This is a genomic window from Pseudomonas fluorescens, assembly GCF_001307155.1.
Classification (GTDB): domain Bacteria; phylum Pseudomonadota; class Gammaproteobacteria; order Pseudomonadales; family Pseudomonadaceae; genus Aquipseudomonas; species Aquipseudomonas helvetica.
In genome coordinates, this window is record NZ_CP012830.1 from 4281569 (window position 1) to 4297416 (window position 15848).

Below are 15848 nucleotides of genomic sequence, written 5' to 3' on the forward strand. Positions count from 1 at the left end.
CATGCTTCGCATCAATGCCTGCGGCCTGGCCGCTTCTGCCCTCCTGAGTGTCTGCTCACTCAGTGTTCTGGCCGATGAAAACACTGTGCTTCAAAATGGTCACGAGTACATGCTGACCACCAATTACCCGAACAACCTGAACGTCATCGACCTTAAAACCGATAGCTTGTACAAGACCTGCAAACTGCCGGACGCCTTTGGCCCCGGCACCATTCAGTTGTCGCCGGACCGCAAGACCGCCTACGTGCTGAACAACCACTACGCGGACATTTACGGCGTCGAACTCGACAGCTGCAAGCAGGTGTTCCATGCCAGTATCACCCAGCAACCGGGGGAGAAGGCGCGGTCGATGTTCGCGTTCACCCTCAGTCACGACGCCAAGGAGCTGTACACCGTCGCCAACCCGACCTTGATGCTCAACGATCACTACGAAGTGCAGCCACCACGGCTGGATGTCTACACCACCGATGCCGGCATGAGCGCCAAACCGGTTCGCAGCTTCCCGGCACCGCGCCAGCTGACCATCATGCAAAGCGGTGATGACGGCACGCTGTATGTGGCGGGTGCGGACATCTACAAAGTCAACGTGAAAACCGGCAAGTTCGACGTGCTGATCCCCAGTCGCCACTGGAAACGTCCGAACTACAGCGCGCCGGACGTGCTCTACGTGTGGAACCAGCAGACGTACCGGCACGACTTCTCGCTGCTCTACACCACGGCGAAATTCAAGGACAAGAAACAGGACCCGGCCACTGCCGAAAACCTCTATGGCCTGTTCAGCATCGACCTGAAAACCGGCAAGACCGAAACCACCGATTTCGGCCCGCTGACCGAGATCTACTTCAGCGGCATGCGCTCGCCGAAAGACCCGAACCTGATGTACGGCGTGCTCAATCGTCTGGCCAAGTACGACATCAAACAGAAGAAGCTGCTGCAGTCGGCAAACCTGGATCACTCCTACTACTGCATTTCCTTCAACAAGGACGGCAGCAAGATCTACCTGGCCGGGACTTTCAACGACGTGGCGATCTTTGATGCCGACAGCCTGAAACAGATCGGCAGCATCAAAATGCCGGGCGGTGACATGGCGATCACCACGGCGCAGGTGTTTATCCGCTAAAGCTCATGCGATCCCCGTAGGCGCCTGCGATCTTTTGATATTGCAGTTGGGTATGACGCAACAACGCCAAAAGATCGCAGGCTTCGCCAGCTCCTACGGGGGTTGGTGTTGACTGCGATTTTTTCGTTTAAGGAACCGGGCAACTCAGGTCACCTTCCTGACACTCGAGGTAAGTCTTGAAGGCCTCGACACGTTTTAGCGTCAGCCCGGCCAGGCAGTTGCTGTAGATCATCGGGTAAACGCTGCCGCCAGCCACCCCGGACGCCGAGAACTCGCACTCGGCATCGCGGAACGCCACCCAGGCACGCTGTGCACCGACCAGCAGTTTTTTACTCTCAAGGTTGTCCTTCAAGCGGTCATTGATCTGCTTGTAGAGGGCGTTGAGCTGGGTGTCGGCCTTCTTGTAATCCTTGGCGGCACACTCGCTCATCGTACGTTGGTCGGCGGCGTTGGCGCAGTCGTCGGCGTGGGCGAAGGGCGCCAGCAGCAGCGGCGCAAGTGCCAGTAAAAAGCGTGGAGGCATGGAAAGCTCGCGTGGGTCTTCGAGGAGTTGAACGGCTGATTGAAGTGCAGTCGCCACACTTGTGCAACCCGTGGCGGTAGTTATTCGGCAGACTCGGTCATTCCTTCATAAGCCAGCCATGGCACATCGTGAGAGGTCCAGATGTGTGCCTGCGGCGTCATCTGCGGATCATCATCAAGGGTCGCCACCCGCACAATTACATGCGGCTGAGCCAAACGTTCGGCCACCAGATGCGAGCCGCACTGCGAACAGAAGTGCCGCAGCTTGCCGGGCGAGGACTCGAAGGATGACAACTTATCCAAACCTTTGACCCAACGAAAATGCTCGCGCATGACCCCGGCCGTCGAAGCGAATGCCGCCGCATGCGCCTTGCGACAGGTATGGCAATGGCAGTGGCTGATCGGCATGTCGAGGCTGTCGAGTTCATAGGTGATGGCCTTGCACAGGCAACTGCCGTGGAGTGTTTTCATGCTGATTCATCCTTTGAAAAGTGGTGCTTTGCGTAGGGTATTTCTTTTAGGGCGATCGGATAAGTCCGAGACGCGCCGACTAAAAAGTTCCAGTGACAGGAACACATGCCGGGTTTGGTCTACGCTGCGAAACTGGAAATCATCATCCAGCACTGCGACAAGGAGGTCTGCATGCGCCCTATGGCATGTGCGCCAATTATTCTGGCGTTCACTTCTACCTTTGCGTTATCGGCGATAGCCGCACAACCCGCCCTCGATCCTATCGAGACCCTGAATCGAATCAACCGCAACTACAACACGCTGAATAACGACTGCAAGGAAATCGATTCCGGGGCCGCGCGCGGTCATTATTATTGCAGCGGCGTGACGCTGCGCATGGTCAATGACGGGCCCTTCAATCCCTGGGATTACAGCCCTTATGCGATCAAGATCGGTGCGACCTCTTACTCCTGGATTCGCAAGGACCTGAGCACCAGCATTCTGATTCATCCCGCCGGTTTCATCATGCGCACCCCAACGGATGCGGCGGCGTTGAACCGGCCGGTCAAGGAGCAGGGTTGGACCTGCATCTATGCTTTCGATGGCGGCACCGGACCGGAACGCAAGTGGTATGGCTGCGGCTTCTTTGACAGTAAGGAGCCACCCAGAAACGCCCAGGGCACGCTGAACAACAAGAATGCCCAGTGGGCTTACGGCACCTGTGCCGAAGTCGGGGTCACCACCGCAGAAAAGTGGAGCCAGCAATACACCGGGCTGTTAAAGGGCCCCATCCAGTCCAGCCAGTGTTCCTGGAATGCCGAAAAACCCAGTGATTGGAATGCCATGATCCGGGTGCATGAGTCCCGTGCAACCACCACCATGAAGGACCCGTTTTCGATCAAGACCCAAGTCAACGAGTTCATGCTCAAAAACGCTTCCGCCACCAACGATGGCAGCGAGAACATGAAATACATCGATGCCTTCATCTACAACGTCAACAGCACGCAAAACTTCGCCACCCGAGGCGACCAGGCGCCGCCCAAGCCGGAAGACGGTCTGAAGAGTGCGCGCAACTTCCAGAAAAAATTGAATGACCAGGGCTACCCAGTACCGATTCTGCGCCTGGACTTCACCAAGCCCCCAGAGCAGCGCTTCAGCTACGTGGCCGCCGATCAGGTGATCGCACTGAACACCAACGCTCCCGTTGACCCGGTCGCCAGCACACCGCCCCGTCAGTACATCGCGTCGGCCAACTGGGTCAAACGCTACGACCCCGGCACCCGCAAGGATGAATGGACCTTGAGCGTCGTACCCACCGCCGAGGGGCGGGCGCTGCCGAGTAATCAATTGAGCGCGTTGTATGACGAACTGTTCGCCATGAAGGGCAGCGACCAGAACTGGCGTGAAGAAGAAAAGTCTGCCGGCAGCATGCGTCAGCAACTGAACTGCGTGCTGGTCAATTACCGCAGCAAGACGCCGTGGAACCTGGAGCCTTTCAGGCCCACTGTTTCAGACAGTGAAGCGAAAGCGGCCGGTTGCAACCCGGTCCCGCGCTGAACGAGAAGGACATGACGGCCTGCACTGGCCGTCCCGTTTCAACCACCAGGAGGGATCCCTATGAAAGGAATCAAAGCACCCATTGCCAGCGCTGTTGCCATCGCTGGCCTGTCATTTTTTTCCACGGCCCACGCCGATTTGGGCAGCGATACGGTTACCCGTCTCAACCAACTCTATAACGACACCCGGCAAGATTGCGGCGGGCCATCCAAACCGGCGTTTCTGTGTTCGGGTGTGCTGTTTCGGGCGACCTGGCCTTCGACCGATTACCAGTTCTACAGCATCAGCCCGAAAAGCCAGGCGAGTGGCGGGGTATCCGCCTCGTATCTGCGCAAGGATTCGAAGTTCCGCAAGCTGGCCTATGGGCTCAAGAGCGGCTTCATTTTCGACACCATCTTCGGTAACCCCAAGGACCATCAGGATTACGCCGTGTTGTGTTCGTTCCCGATCGATGCAGCCACCGATGATCGCGGGCAACAAGGTTGCACCGACTCGCGGCGAACCCCCGGCAACGTGGAAAAATTCTGTCACGAACAAGGCGTGGCCACTGCCGAGCAATGGGCTGCCAATTACCAGCAGAACAGGGGGGATCATTCACGCCAATGCTCATTCGACGTACGTGATGAACGCAACAGTGCCTCGGGCCCGGCCTTCTACCAAAGCATCCGCGCGATGAGCAAGATTGCTGCCGAATCGTTCGGCACCCAGAACGAACTGCGCTTGGCCAAGTGGGAAGAGAGTCCGCCGAAATCTCCATCGATCCTTGCACTGTTCTATACCGAAGACAGCGGCCTGGAGGGCGCCCGGCTTAATCAGATCCAATGGTACAAGGCGGTGCAGCAGCACTTGCCGGTCATCAACATGAAATTGCCGCAAACCCCTCAACAAGACGCAGCCTTTGTCTACGACAGTAAAAAGCAGGTGATCTACCCCACGACTGAAAAGAACGGCTGTGATCGCTACGTACAAAGCGCAAGCTGGGTTGAGCGTGACGACCCGGGCTTTGGCAAGAAGGTCATGACCCTCGAAGTGACGCCGACCGATTGCGGCAGAAAGGTACAGGACGGCCAGACCAACAACTTCTTCAACGAACTGGCTGCCGATCACTACCTGGACGCGAACTGGAAAGACAACCCGGACAACCGTGACAGCAACATCGGCAGCATGCGCCGCCAGTTGGTCTGCCATTTCAACATTGCCCGCAACAAGCCTGAGTGGAACCTGGAACCTTCCAGACCTTACACCTCCAATGAAGACTCCATCGCCAAGGGTTGCAACAACACCTGATACGCAGACAGGCAGTGAAGATCGACCCCAATGGCGATTGCGCAACCTGAAGGCTGCGCAATCGCCATTGGGGCCTGGTGTTGATCACAGGAGGTGACGCATGAACCCGGCGGCAAAACCTGGCGGTCGGATCAGTCGTGAGTGTGGTGGGTGTTTGATGCCTGTAACAATGCGTCGGCTGTCGTTTCAATCTCATCGTGCATGTGCAGCTTCGCAAGCCAACTCTTGGGGATTCCTTTTACACCGTAAAAAGCTCCGGCCAACTGCCCGACAATAGCGGCGGTAGTGTCAGCATCATCACCCAGGTTGGCGGCTTGCAGAATGGCGTCTTCGAAGCTGTCGGTGTGATGAAAACACCACAACGCCGCCTCTAACGAGGCAACGCAGTAGCCTGTACCCACGATCTCGGATTTTGGTTTGGCGAGATAGTTGCCACTGGCAATCGTGGCGACTTTGGGTTCTGAAAAGTGTCCGTGGCCCAAGTGTCGTAAATCCGATTTCGACGCGCCCTGCAATGCTTCGCAAATCAATCCAGCGAACAACTGGCAGCATTCGATGGCTTCAGGCGCAGCGTGAGTGGTTCGAGAGCTATCGCTGGAAAACGTCCTGACATGGCCTATAGCAGGGAAGTAAAACAGCACCACTGGTGCCAATCGCATCAGCGAACCGTTACCTGCGCTGAACGGATCGGTCGATCCGGCAAATGGATTGCCGGTTTCCTGATAATGAGTCAGGGCTTCGCGCACGGTCATGCCGATATCAAAGCAGTCGCCAGTCGAGCTCAGGTAACCCCATTGCCACCAATTGAGATAGCGCCCCATCTGGTCGAAGGCGTCAAAACCATTTTTTGTGAGCAGGCTTTCGGCCAGGCACAGGGCCATCGACGTGTCATCGGTCCACTGGCCCGGCTTCAGATTGAACGGGCCACCACCCACCATGTCGGTGAGCGCCGGGAACGACCCGCGCGGTTTGAACTCTACGCTTGTACCGACTGCGTCGCCGCAAGCCAGCCCCAGCAGGCAGCCGCGATAACGCTCCGAAAGGGTAGGCAACATGAAGCATCCTTGTTTTGAGTCAGTTCACTGGCGACGTTAGCATTTCCAGGCGTCATGACAGAAAGGTAAAGCCTGTCCGAATGTTTTTATGCAACCAGAAAGTTGCGCATTCAGCCATCCGGGCCTAGTGTTCATCAAAGGAGGTGACCTATGCACTCATCAGATCGCATCGAAAGAAAGATCCTGCTCAAGGCTCCACGCTCCACCGTCTGGCGCGCCTTGGCCAATGCCGAGTCCTTCGGCAAGTGGTTTGGTGTCGCGCTCGAGGGCAAACGCTTTGTTGCCGGTGAGCGAACCCAGGGGCAAATCACTTATCCGGGCTATGAACATCTGGTCTGGGACGTGCAGGTGGCGCGGGTCGAGCCCGAGCGGGTGTTTGCGTTTCGCTGGCATCCGTATGCAGTGGAGCCGGGCATGGACTATTCGTCGGAGCCCACCACCCTGGTGCTGTTCGAGCTTGAAGACATGGACGGCGGCACGTTGCTGAAGGTCGTCGAGTCCGGTTTCGATAACATTCCGGCAGAACGCCGTCTGAAAGCCTTCCGCATGAACAGTCGCGGTTGGGATGAACAAATGACCAACATCGAGACGTACCTTGCCACCCCCTGACGCCTTAACGCTGGATACGCCGTCGGCCACTACTGCGCTGGGCCGCTCGGCACTGACCTTCGCCGCACTTGGCGACGAAACCCGGCTGCGGCTGATCGACGTGTTGTGTGGTGGCGGGGCAATGTCGATCGCGCAGTTGACCGCCGGCACCGACATCAGCCGCCAGGCTGTAACCAAACACCTGCGGGTGCTGGCTGACGCCGGTCTGGTGCGTGACACCAAGCGGGGCCGTGAACGCCGATGGGTCTTCGAGCCGACACAACTGGACGAGGCGCGCCGCTCGCTGGAAATCATCAGTCAGCAGTGGGATCACGCGTTGGTGAATCTGAAAGCCTTTGTCGAACAATGAATTGCGAGCCGTAGCTGACGCGAAACACGCGACTCAGGCACTTGAAACCTGGGGTGTCTAAGGGTTTTCGGAAGTGCTGCAATGGCGAATGTCTTACACGAAGTAGTAGCTATGTCTCCTGTTTCAGATTGGATCCGAAGCGTAATCTACACCCATCAACTGAAGCGCAGGACGCGCTCAGGATCATGGATGATCGACCATTTGCAAGGATCGCAGCGACAGGATGTCGTCATGGTCTTGAAAACCCGCTTCGGCGGGTTTTTTTTGCCTGCAGGAATCGGCCGATTGGGGCTGGACCTGACGTATAGCCAATGGCTTACGCACGGGCGATGGTATGTCGTCTTTTGCGCCTGTGGATTCAGGCCTAATCTGACTCCATCAACTGCAGCGCAGGACGCGCTCAGGGTCATGGATGATCGACCATTTGCAAGGAATGCAGCGACAGGATGTCGTCATGGTCTTGGAAAACCCGCTTCGGCGGGTTTTTTTATGGGCGCTGTAAAAGTCTGTTTCAGACCTGACCAAGCGCTTAACCGAGACGTGCGGCCACACGCTCGGTGATCAGCGTGCGCTGATTGAGCGAGGAGGCTGCACGCCGATAGGCTTCCTCCAGCACGGCTTTTGGCGCGGTTTGCGGGTCGCCCGAGTTGAAGGGTGGTGCGGGCGCGTATTCGAGTTGCAGCTGCACCAATTGCGCAGTGTCTTTGTCGTACAACTCAGCGGCCAGGGTCAGGGCAAAATCGATCCCCGCCGTGATCCCGCCACCGGTCAGCAGATTGCCGTCGCGTACCACCCGGTCCCGAACCGGAATGGCGCCCAATAGACTCAGCAATTCATGATAGGCCCAGTGGGTCGTCGCCCGTTTTCCCTTGAGCAAGCCCGCCGCGCCGAGCACCAATGCACCGGTGCACACCGAAGTCACGTAGCGTGCCTGGGCGGCGTGTTTGCGAATGAACGCCAGGGTCTGCGGATCTTCCATCAATGGCCCGACGCCGCTGCCTCCGGGGATGCAAATCACATCCAGGTCGGGGCAGTCATCGAACGTGGTGGTCGGCTTCAGGACCAGACCGGTGCTTGCCGTCACGGGGACCAGGTCCTTCCAGATCAAATGCACCTTTACGTCCGGCAGCGAGGCCAACACATCGTAAGGTCCGGTCAGGTCCAGTTGCTGCACCTGTGGAAACAACAGAAAACCGATCTGCAACGTCATGACGCTATCTCCTTGGTCTGCGTGTTCACAGCCTTATTGGGTGGACGGTTTGACTGTAGGCTCGTAGGATTTGGCGTATACGCCAATCAGCCCTCGAATTACGCCAATCATGCCGAACTCACCGAAAACCGTTCATGTGCTGGCCTTCGCCAATGTGCAATTGCTCGACGTCACCGGGCCATTGCAGGTGTTTGCCTCGGCCAATGACATGGCCGCGCAGCGAGGATTACCGCCGCCCTATGCGCCGACGGTGATTGCCGATGGCGGCGGGGCGGTGATGTCCTCGGCCGGCTTGGCGCTGTTGGCCGAACCGTTGCCGAGCGAGTCTTCCGATACGCTGATCATCGCGGGCGGCTGGGGTGTTTACACGGCAGCCGAAGACGCTGTGCTGGTGGATTGGGTGCGTCAACAGGCTGCGGTTTCCCGGCGTGTGGCGTCGGTGTGTACCGGGGCGTTTTTACTGGCCGCCAGCGGCTGGCTCGACGGTCGTCGCGTGGTCACCCACTGGACCCGCTGCGATCAGCTGGCGCAAAAGCACCCGCAACTGCGAGTCGAGCCCAACCCGATCTTTATCAACGACGGCCCGGTCTGGACCTCGGCCGGGGTTACGGCCGGCATCGACCTGGCGTTGGCGCTGGTGGAAGCAGATCTCGGTCGTGGGATCGCCCTGGAAGTCGCCCGGCAACTGGTGGTGTTCCTCAAGCGACCGGGCGGCCAGTCACAGTTCAGCGTAACGCTGGACCTGCAACAGCACGGCAATCGGTTTGATGAACTGCACGCCTGGATCGCCGAAAACCTCAGCCTGGACCTCGGCATCCCGGCGCTGGCGCTGCAAGCGGGCATGAGCGAACGCAGCTTTATCCGACACTATCGCGCCGACACCGGTCAGACCCCGGCGCGGGCCATCGAACTGATCCGCGTCGAAACCGCACGACGATTGCTGAGTGACACCGGAGTGCCGATCAAACGGATCGCCGTGCAATGCGGGTTTGGCAGCGAAGAAACCCTGCGCCGTAGTTTCCTGCGGGCCATGGGGGTGACACCGCAGGCGTACCGCGAGCGGTTTTCGCGCGAAGACTGCTGTGTCGCTGAGACCTGCGAGATGTAAGGCTTGCGCTTACTTCACCAACGTCAACTCACCATCGCAATACCGCACTTCGCGGCCTAACCACGCCAGATCGACCTGGGGCAGCACTGCCGAGGGTTTGCGCAGTTCACGCAGCAAGGTCGAGCCGTGGGACAAGCGTCCGCCCATGCGTGCGATCACCGCCCGCGCGGTCTGGTAGTGCGCGTGTCGTCCGGGGTCCAGGGTGTCTTCAAGCAGAATGTCGTCACCCAGAATGCCCTGGACCTGCCCCGGATAGATCATGAACCCCGTGGCCTGCTCGGTGCCTTCACGACCGTCCTGCCAGAAGCTGCCGTCACGCGTGCGAATCTCCGGATGGGCTCCGAACCAGTGCGCCCGATCCGCCATCGGCATGGCATGGTGCAGGCGAAAGAACAGCCGCATCAGGTTGTCGCGATACCACTCGCGCACTTGCAGGTAGTAACCGCGCAAGCCTGGCGCACCCGCTGAATGAGCCAGGTGGATGGCCCGGGACCATCGCGGGAATGCCTGCAGCGGCAGCTCGGTCGGTGCCGGGCGTGGCGTCGCCGGATCGGTTTCCCATGGCAGTCGATGTGGGCTGTGCTCAAGGTTGTCATACGCTGTCGGTGGGCGCCCCAGCAGATCGCCACCACTGCTGGCCAACGCTGTGGCGATACACAGGTTTCCCTGCACCACAAACACATAGAACCGGGTGAACCAGTCGGCGAGTTGCTGGCCGTCGGCGCTTTGCGCGATCAGGTCTGTCAACTCCTGGTCGAAGCGCTGCAATCGGCTTTCCAGCGTCGGCAAATGCCCGCGAGCGATGCGTTGCATACGCAGCAATAACGGCAGCGAACGCAAAAGACGCAGAGGCCGCCAAGGCAGCTCCGGCGTCGCACCACCGACTTCACCGGCGTAGCTGCTGGCGGAGATTCCCCAGTCCGCCAGGCGGGCGAGAAACAGGTCGTTGTTGATATAGGAGGCGCCGCCGAACACCGCAGTGAACGGCTCGTTGTCCTGCAATATGCGTGAATCCCAGCGCGCCATGATCGCCGGAATACTGGCCGCTGCACGTCGTTGGGCGTACTCCACCAGACGGCTCGGTTGTGGCGGCAGGATCTCGGCGATGTTGGCGGCGGTCAGGTGTCGACGCCAGCCGTAATCGCTGATCGGCCGGTATTGCAGCAACCACAATTGCGTACCGTCCCAGGCCCATTCGACGTCGCCGGGCACATAGTGGAAGACCCGCAATACGTTCTGTAAAAAGCGCCACAGCAGGTCCGCGGTCAAGCCATGGGATGGCTTGAATGTATCGCTGCTCCAGGAGGCACCGAGCCGCGAAACAATCGCCCGCTGCGGACTTACCTGGCCGTCTGCCAGTGACTCGAGGTGACCCTCGACCCATTCCAGCTCGACCGACAGATGACGTACAAAGGCAATCCCGGACAGCTGGGGAGTGATGAAGCGTTGCACCACCACTTCCTCGACCCCGGACGAACTCAACTCGGCAATCCGCGCAGGCACGCTGTGCGTCGGCTCACGCAGGAACGTGGTGCTCAAACCGGCGTTCGCCGCATCGGCCTGATCCTCTCCATAGCTGGAAGAGCGCACCGCCCAAGTGGCGTTCGGTTGGCTGGCGAGAAACGCCGGCAAGCGTGAGTCGTTGCAGTCATTGAGTGATAGCGCAGGGGGAACTGCTTGCCCGGCCAGTGTTGCCAGACGTAAACGCCCGCCCTTGGTGTGCGCGACGAATCCGCGCTCACCCGATTCCAGCCACGCCGCGAATTCGGCCGGTGAGTCGATCCATGGGTAATGGCCCCATCCGGGTTTCAGGCTGATGGTCAAATCGGCACGGGCCAGAATCGCCGACCATGCGGCGGCTTGCTCGATGCCCAGCACTTTGTCCTGATCGCCCCAGACCAGCTCGACCGGATCGTTGATCCATTCCAGCAATGGCAACGCGGTGTCCGCTCGCACCAGATCCCAGTGCGGTACAAACGCCCGGCAGCGTGCATAACCGGCGCCCATGCGTCGGTACTGCGCGGGTGTCCAGGTCTGGCTGGAAAACTTGTGTGCAAACAGCGTGGGTTTGTTCGCCAGCAACCAGTGGATGGTCTTGCGAATGGGCAGTGGTGACATCAACGCCGGCAGACGTCGTTGCCACAAAAACGCCCCCACTGGCGCCAGCAATACACTCCTGCAAAAGTGCCCCGGTTGCCGTTGCAGCGCATGCAATACCAGCAACGCATTCACGCCGACCGCCATGATTACGCTGCCTTTGACGGTCGCTGCCAGCAACGCCTGAGCGTAGGCGGCGAGGTCCTCGCAGGGCGCTTGAGGGTTGTTCCCGAAACCCGGCAGCTCCAGCGGCACCACCTGATAGCGCTGAAAGTACGGCAGTGCATCATCCCACCAATCGGCGGCGCTGCCGTTGCCGGCCAGCAAGTACAAAAGGGGCTTGCTCATCACAGTCCTCAAGCCAGGTCGCGCAGGGCAGCGTCGAGGGTCGGGTAACGGAAGGTATAGCCAGCCTCCGTCAGGCGAACTGGCACCACCCGTTGGCCATCGAAGAACAACTGCGCCATTTCGCCAGCCAGGGTGCGCACCGGGGCCGCCGGGATGTGGAACCACACCGGGCGCTTCAGGACTTTACCGACGCTGTCGGCGAACACTGCCTGACTGACTGCATCCGGTGCGACCAGGTTGTAGGTGCCGCTCAGGCTGTTGTCGTCGAATGCACGGGCGATCACTTGAATCACATCGTCGCGGTGCACCCAGCTCATGATCTGCTGGCCATCGCCCATGCGCCCACCGAACCCCAAACGGAATGGAATCAGCAACGGCAACAACGCGCCGCCCGGGCCGAACACCACACCCAGACGCATGACCACCTGACGCACGCCGAGTTCGCTGGCCGGTTGTGCGGCGGCCTCCCAGCGTGCGCATAGCTCAGCCATGAAACCCTCGCCCTTGGTGGCGCTTTCATCAAGGCTTTCACTGGCGTCACGCACGCCGTAAAACCCGATGGCCGAGGCCTGAACCCACAGCGCCGGTTTGTGCCGGGCATTCTTCAACCAGGTCATCAACCCTTGCGTGGTGTTGACCCGACTGGCCAGCAATTGCGCCTGACGCTTGGCACTCCAGCGCGGACCGGCAACCGGCGCGCCCGCCAGATTGATCACCACATCGAAGGTTTCGTTGTAGCCCAGTTTGCTCAGCGAGCGCAGGCAGCGAGCACGGCCGTCAAACAGGTAAGCGGCTTTCAACGGATCGCGGGCCAGCACGCTGACGGTGTGACCGGCGTCGAGCAGTTGATTGACCAGGGTTTCACCGATAAAACCGGTGCCACCGGTGACCAGTACACGCTTATAGGCAAGCCCCGCGAACGGGTTGGCCGGTTTGCCTTCGCGCTGCATGCGAAGCGCCGCCAGCCCATCGCGAATACCGGAGGCGGTGACGCCGATCGCGAACAGCGTCAGCACCCAACCGCGCCAGCCGAAATCGATAGGGCTCAGGGCGGTAGGCAGCGTTGCCCATTGCGCCAGTTGCACCCCGTACAACGCGAAGAACGCACCGCCATTGACTGCCAGAACCGTGTGCATGATGCGCTCGATGGCCGGCAATTTGCGGCTGCGATCCTCGACCACGAAGTCCCACAGCGTCAGGCCGATTTCCAGCGCGAACAGCAGCGCAATGACAATTGCCCACGTGCCCTGGAAGGCCAGGTGTGCCATGCCCAGAAACAGGATGCCGTAGAAACATGAACGCAACGCGTGGATCGACAACTCCAGCCGTGCGCTGTGGCGATAGGGCAGGGCGACGGTCAGTTCGTGGTGATAAAGGGTATCCAGCGCACCCAGAACAGCTTGGGCAATCAACAGCGTGAGCGCCCAGTCCAGAAGGGAAAAATCAGCCATGGTCGGATTCACTCAATACATTGACAGGGGGAGGACGGCGGTCATGGCGATACAGCCAGAACAGGGGCGGCAGCAGGGTGAGCAGCGCAAAGCTGTCAATCCACAAGTGTGACCAGACGTTGGCCTGAATCGAAATCAGCATGTCCTGAGGGGCCCAGAGCACGATCCCGGCAATTAACCAGCCCCACGCCATAGGGCTTTCAAGGCGGTTGCCGATGTGCACCAGCGCCAGCATGTACAGCGAGTAACTTTGCAGGGTGGCGCCGAACAACGCCAGCCACCAGACCTGTTGTGCGCGGGCAGCAGCAGGCGCGGCGTCTGCCCAGAAGCCTTGTTCGATGATTTGCAGATAGCCATCGAGCAAACCCGAGTGGCCAGCCCAGGTCAGCATGACGCTGACAAGCAGATGCGCCATGGCGGCGGCATACAACCAACCCACCAGCGTGCGCCGGAGGGTAGAAGAGGTGGGTAACATTCCTTGTCCTGATCGCGTCCTTTGGGGCGGCAAGTGTAACGATGTTTTGCCCGGCTTACTGCTGAAAAGCGAGGTAAGGGGGTGCGCCAATCTATCCATCAAGCTCGTATGGCCAGTCCCCCACAAGACGCCAGATCGGAGAGTTATGCGAACAGCACTTTTTGCCAGTGCTCTTCACTGACAATGGCGATCGGCACTCCGCTTTCTCTGAGTTCGACGGCTTTTTTGATCTTGGTCCCGTAACTACTGTGCAGCCATTGATCATTGCCGATACTGCCGACCACCAGATAATGGACCTTCTTGTTGACTGAGCCTCCAATCAACCCGCCGCGCTCTAGGATCAATGATTCACAGTCTTTTCGAGGACCGTAAGCCATGACGCCGGAAAAGATGAACACCTTGTCAGCCCAGCTCAATACGGGCGGCGGATTGTTCAGGGGGAGGCTGGTAGGCGTCGTAAAGGTTTGAGCCGAACCGACAGGAAGACCTGCAAACTGATGCAGCATTTCCAGCAGTTCGGCTGATTCCTCAGCATCCAGAACTCCATCGCTGAGCATGCTGGCGAGGCGTTTGTAGAGGAGGTTGACGACCGGGTCGCTCAAATGACTGAGATGGTTTTCGATCCAGCTCTTGAGAAACTCGGCTTCCTGGAGGTTGATTTTGCCATCGGCGGCGAGGCCAGCGGCAATGCCCACCAATGCGTCGGCCGAGCGGCGATCAATCCGTGCCTCGTGAAAAAGCGCACTGTTCTGAAATTCCTGATGTAAATCGACCATGCGTCCTGCTCCTAGGCTTCCATTTCCGACGGCTGGTTGAAGTATTTCGAGCGGTCGGGGGTGAAGGTCACGACCATTCTGGTGCTGGAGCAGGTCAACGTCCGTTCCTGAGTCAGGTCGATGTCCAGGTCTTCACCGCGCAGGCCTTGCCATTGGGCGAGGTATTTGAGGGAGCCGAACTTGTCGCGTTTCTTCAGGCTGCGGCTGACGCCACCTTTCCAACCGAGTACCGGGAGTTCGCCGGCCAGGCAGCGTTTTGCAAGATCGGGGAATTTAGCGGCACGTTCGCGGCCGACTTCCCAACATTTGATCAGGCCTTTATCGTCGGCTTCCCACAGTTGATCCCGGGTCAGGCCCGAGCGGGGAGGTGCTTTGATGCTGCAGTGGATGCGATGGCTCATTCTGGTTCCTTGAATGCGGGTTTTTGTTGAACAGCTCCGCTGTACCCGTTGAGGGGGCGATGTTATGAGGCCGGTAATTGGCATGCAACCGCATATTTCAGCGTGCGGCGAGGTGAGTTGTTTAGTGTTTGTAGGGGGCAGGGCTATTCATCATTAAACGCGTTTCGTCAGGTAGACCGCGTTTTCGTTCATCGCGGGCAAGCCTTGCTCCTACAGAAGCGGTGTCGACCGGGGAATTCTCCGACGAGGTTTTCAGGTTGTGGTTAGGAAGGGCACGGGACTAGTGTTTGCGGGTCGCTGCCAATTCAGCGGCCGGGTTTGGTCACCTGTTCAATGTCAGGCGCATGAGCGCCAACCTAAGCATGTCGGCGCTTTTTTTTGCACTTGCCGTTATGCTTCGCGGTGGGCTGTGCGCGGGGCACTTTCGAGTGCGCCGGGTGCCTGACTTCCCGGTTGACCAACCTGCGTACCGCCCACCACCCATTGTTTGGTCACGATGCTGGTGAGCTTCATGAATGTCAGGAGTTTTACCCATGGTCAAAATCACCCCCAATCCTCCCGAAAACCCAAGCGTTTCCCCTTACGATTCTCTCGATTCCAGCAAGCTGCATGAAGCCGCCGAGCGTGCGCTGGATTACCACTTACCGCCGTTCACCCAGCCACCGAAACTCGATACCCGGCCGGGCAAAATGTTTGTGGTCATTCCCGATGTCGACAACGAAACCTTGCTGGCCCACGCCAGCGAAACCCTGGCGTCGGTGAATGTGTTGGCCAGTGATCTGGCCTTCGAACTGGAAGGTTCGCGGCGTCATGTGGCGTTGGCGATTCAGCAGATGGTGGTGCTGGGCGAGTTGCTGGTGAACCGGGCGCTGGATAATTTCGATCCGTACGACTCCAACGCGTAAAGCACAACCTTGTGGCGAGGGAGCTTGCTCCCGCTGGAGCGCGAAGCGGTCCCACAACCATTCGATGCGGTTTTGCTGGAGGACCGAGTGACAGGGGGGTACGACTGCTGCGCAGCCGAGCGGGAGCA

Annotated in this window: 16 protein-coding genes; 7 read left to right on the plus strand and 9 right to left on the minus strand. The window is 59.2% G+C overall.

All coding sequences use genetic code 11. From position 1 onward, the window contains the following. The first annotated feature begins 1 nt into the window (after position 1). The gene (peaD, locus tag AO353_RS19535) at positions 2 to 1120 is read left to right on the plus strand and encodes a quinohemoprotein amine dehydrogenase subunit beta (RefSeq protein ID WP_054596429.1); all 1119 of its coding nucleotides are present in this window, start codon (positions 2 to 4) and stop codon (positions 1118 to 1120) included. 127 nt (positions 1121 to 1247) lie between these two features. On the opposite strand, the gene AO353_RS19540 is transcribed toward peaD, so the two are convergent. Beyond that, entirely contained in the window at positions 1248 to 1643 is a 396-nt protein-coding gene (locus AO353_RS19540; protein ID WP_054596430.1) for a lysozyme inhibitor LprI family protein, read from the minus strand. An 80-nt stretch (positions 1644 to 1723) separates the two neighbouring features. Next, complete coding sequence (locus tag AO353_RS19545; RefSeq protein WP_054596431.1) at positions 1724 to 2113, minus strand: GFA family protein; 390 nt, start codon at positions 2111 to 2113, stop codon at positions 1724 to 1726. 171 nt (positions 2114 to 2284) lie between these two features. Between AO353_RS19545 and AO353_RS19550 the strand changes: the two genes are divergently transcribed. Both AO353_RS19550 and AO353_RS19555 read left to right on the plus strand, forming a co-directional pair. Continuing rightward, entirely contained in the window at positions 2285 to 3649 is a 1365-nt protein-coding gene (locus AO353_RS19550; RefSeq protein ID WP_054598276.1) for a DUF2599 domain-containing protein, read from the plus strand. 60 nt (positions 3650 to 3709) lie between these two features. Further along, the gene (locus tag AO353_RS19555) at positions 3710 to 4936 is read left to right on the plus strand and encodes a DUF2599 domain-containing protein (RefSeq protein ID WP_054596432.1); all 1227 of its coding nucleotides are present in this window, start codon (positions 3710 to 3712) and stop codon (positions 4934 to 4936) included. A gap of 131 nt (positions 4937 to 5067) precedes the next feature. Here AO353_RS19555 and AO353_RS19560 read toward each other — a convergent pair whose 3' ends face one another. Then, positions 5068 to 5991, minus strand: coding sequence for an ADP-ribosylglycohydrolase family protein (locus AO353_RS19560; protein ID WP_054596433.1), 924 nt, complete (start codon positions 5989 to 5991; stop codon positions 5068 to 5070). A gap of 150 nt (positions 5992 to 6141) precedes the next feature. Between AO353_RS19560 and AO353_RS19565 the strand changes: the two genes are divergently transcribed. Together AO353_RS19565 and AO353_RS19570 are read left to right on the plus strand one after the other, a co-directional pair. After that, positions 6142 to 6600: an SRPBCC family protein gene (locus tag AO353_RS19565; protein WP_054596434.1), complete on the plus strand. Its 459-nt coding sequence runs from the start codon at positions 6142 to 6144 to the stop codon at positions 6598 to 6600. Further along, positions 6587 to 6949: an ArsR/SmtB family transcription factor gene (locus AO353_RS19570; RefSeq protein WP_237142904.1), complete on the plus strand. Its 363-nt coding sequence runs from the start codon at positions 6587 to 6589 to the stop codon at positions 6947 to 6949. The genes AO353_RS19565 and AO353_RS19570 overlap by 14 nt, the downstream gene beginning before the upstream one ends. A gap of 529 nt (positions 6950 to 7478) precedes the next feature. Here AO353_RS19570 and inhA read toward each other — a convergent pair. After that, positions 7479 to 8159 carry an isonitrile hydratase gene (gene inhA, locus AO353_RS19575; RefSeq protein WP_054596435.1) on the minus strand — a complete coding sequence of 227 codons (681 nt, stop codon included), beginning with the start codon at positions 8157 to 8159 and terminating at the stop codon, positions 7479 to 7481. Positions 8160 to 8268: 109 nt separating this feature from the next. Here inhA and AO353_RS19580 point away from each other — a divergent pair, with 109 nt between their 5' ends. Further along, positions 8269 to 9267 carry a GlxA family transcriptional regulator gene (locus AO353_RS19580; RefSeq protein ID WP_054596436.1) on the plus strand — a complete coding sequence of 333 codons (999 nt, stop codon included), beginning with the start codon at positions 8269 to 8271 and terminating at the stop codon, positions 9265 to 9267. Between the two features lie 9 nt (positions 9268 to 9276). Here AO353_RS19580 and AO353_RS19585 read toward each other — a convergent pair whose 3' ends face one another. The 5 genes from AO353_RS19585 to AO353_RS19605 all read right to left on the minus strand — a co-directional run bounded on the left by AO353_RS19585 (position 9277) and on the right by AO353_RS19605 (position 14815). Further along, positions 9277 to 11712: an alpha/beta fold hydrolase gene (locus tag AO353_RS19585; protein WP_054596437.1), complete on the minus strand. Its 2436-nt coding sequence runs from the start codon at positions 11710 to 11712 to the stop codon at positions 9277 to 9279. Positions 11713 to 11720: 8 nt separating this feature from the next. Continuing rightward, positions 11721 to 13163, minus strand: a complete 1443-nt coding sequence (locus AO353_RS19590) for a TIGR01777 family oxidoreductase (protein WP_054596438.1) — start codon at positions 13161 to 13163, stop codon at positions 11721 to 11723. Further along, on the minus strand, positions 13156 to 13638 hold the full coding sequence (locus AO353_RS19595; RefSeq protein ID WP_054596439.1) for a hypothetical protein: 483 nt from the start codon (positions 13636 to 13638) through the stop codon (positions 13156 to 13158). The genes AO353_RS19590 and AO353_RS19595 overlap by 8 nt, the downstream gene beginning before the upstream one ends. A 143-nt stretch (positions 13639 to 13781) precedes the next feature. Next, entirely contained in the window at positions 13782 to 14414 is a 633-nt protein-coding gene (locus AO353_RS19600) for a BRCT domain-containing protein (protein WP_054596440.1), read from the minus strand. Positions 14415 to 14425: 11 nt separating this feature from the next. Further along, positions 14426 to 14815, minus strand: a complete 390-nt coding sequence (locus AO353_RS19605) for a hypothetical protein (RefSeq protein WP_054596441.1) — start codon at positions 14813 to 14815, stop codon at positions 14426 to 14428. A 533-nt stretch (positions 14816 to 15348) separates the two neighbouring features. Here AO353_RS19605 and AO353_RS19610 point away from each other — a divergent pair. Continuing rightward, positions 15349 to 15720 (plus strand): DUF6124 family protein, encoded by a 372-nt coding sequence (locus AO353_RS19610; protein WP_054596442.1) that lies wholly within the window; start codon positions 15349 to 15351, stop codon positions 15718 to 15720. The last annotated feature ends 128 nt before the right edge of the window (positions 15721 to 15848 follow it).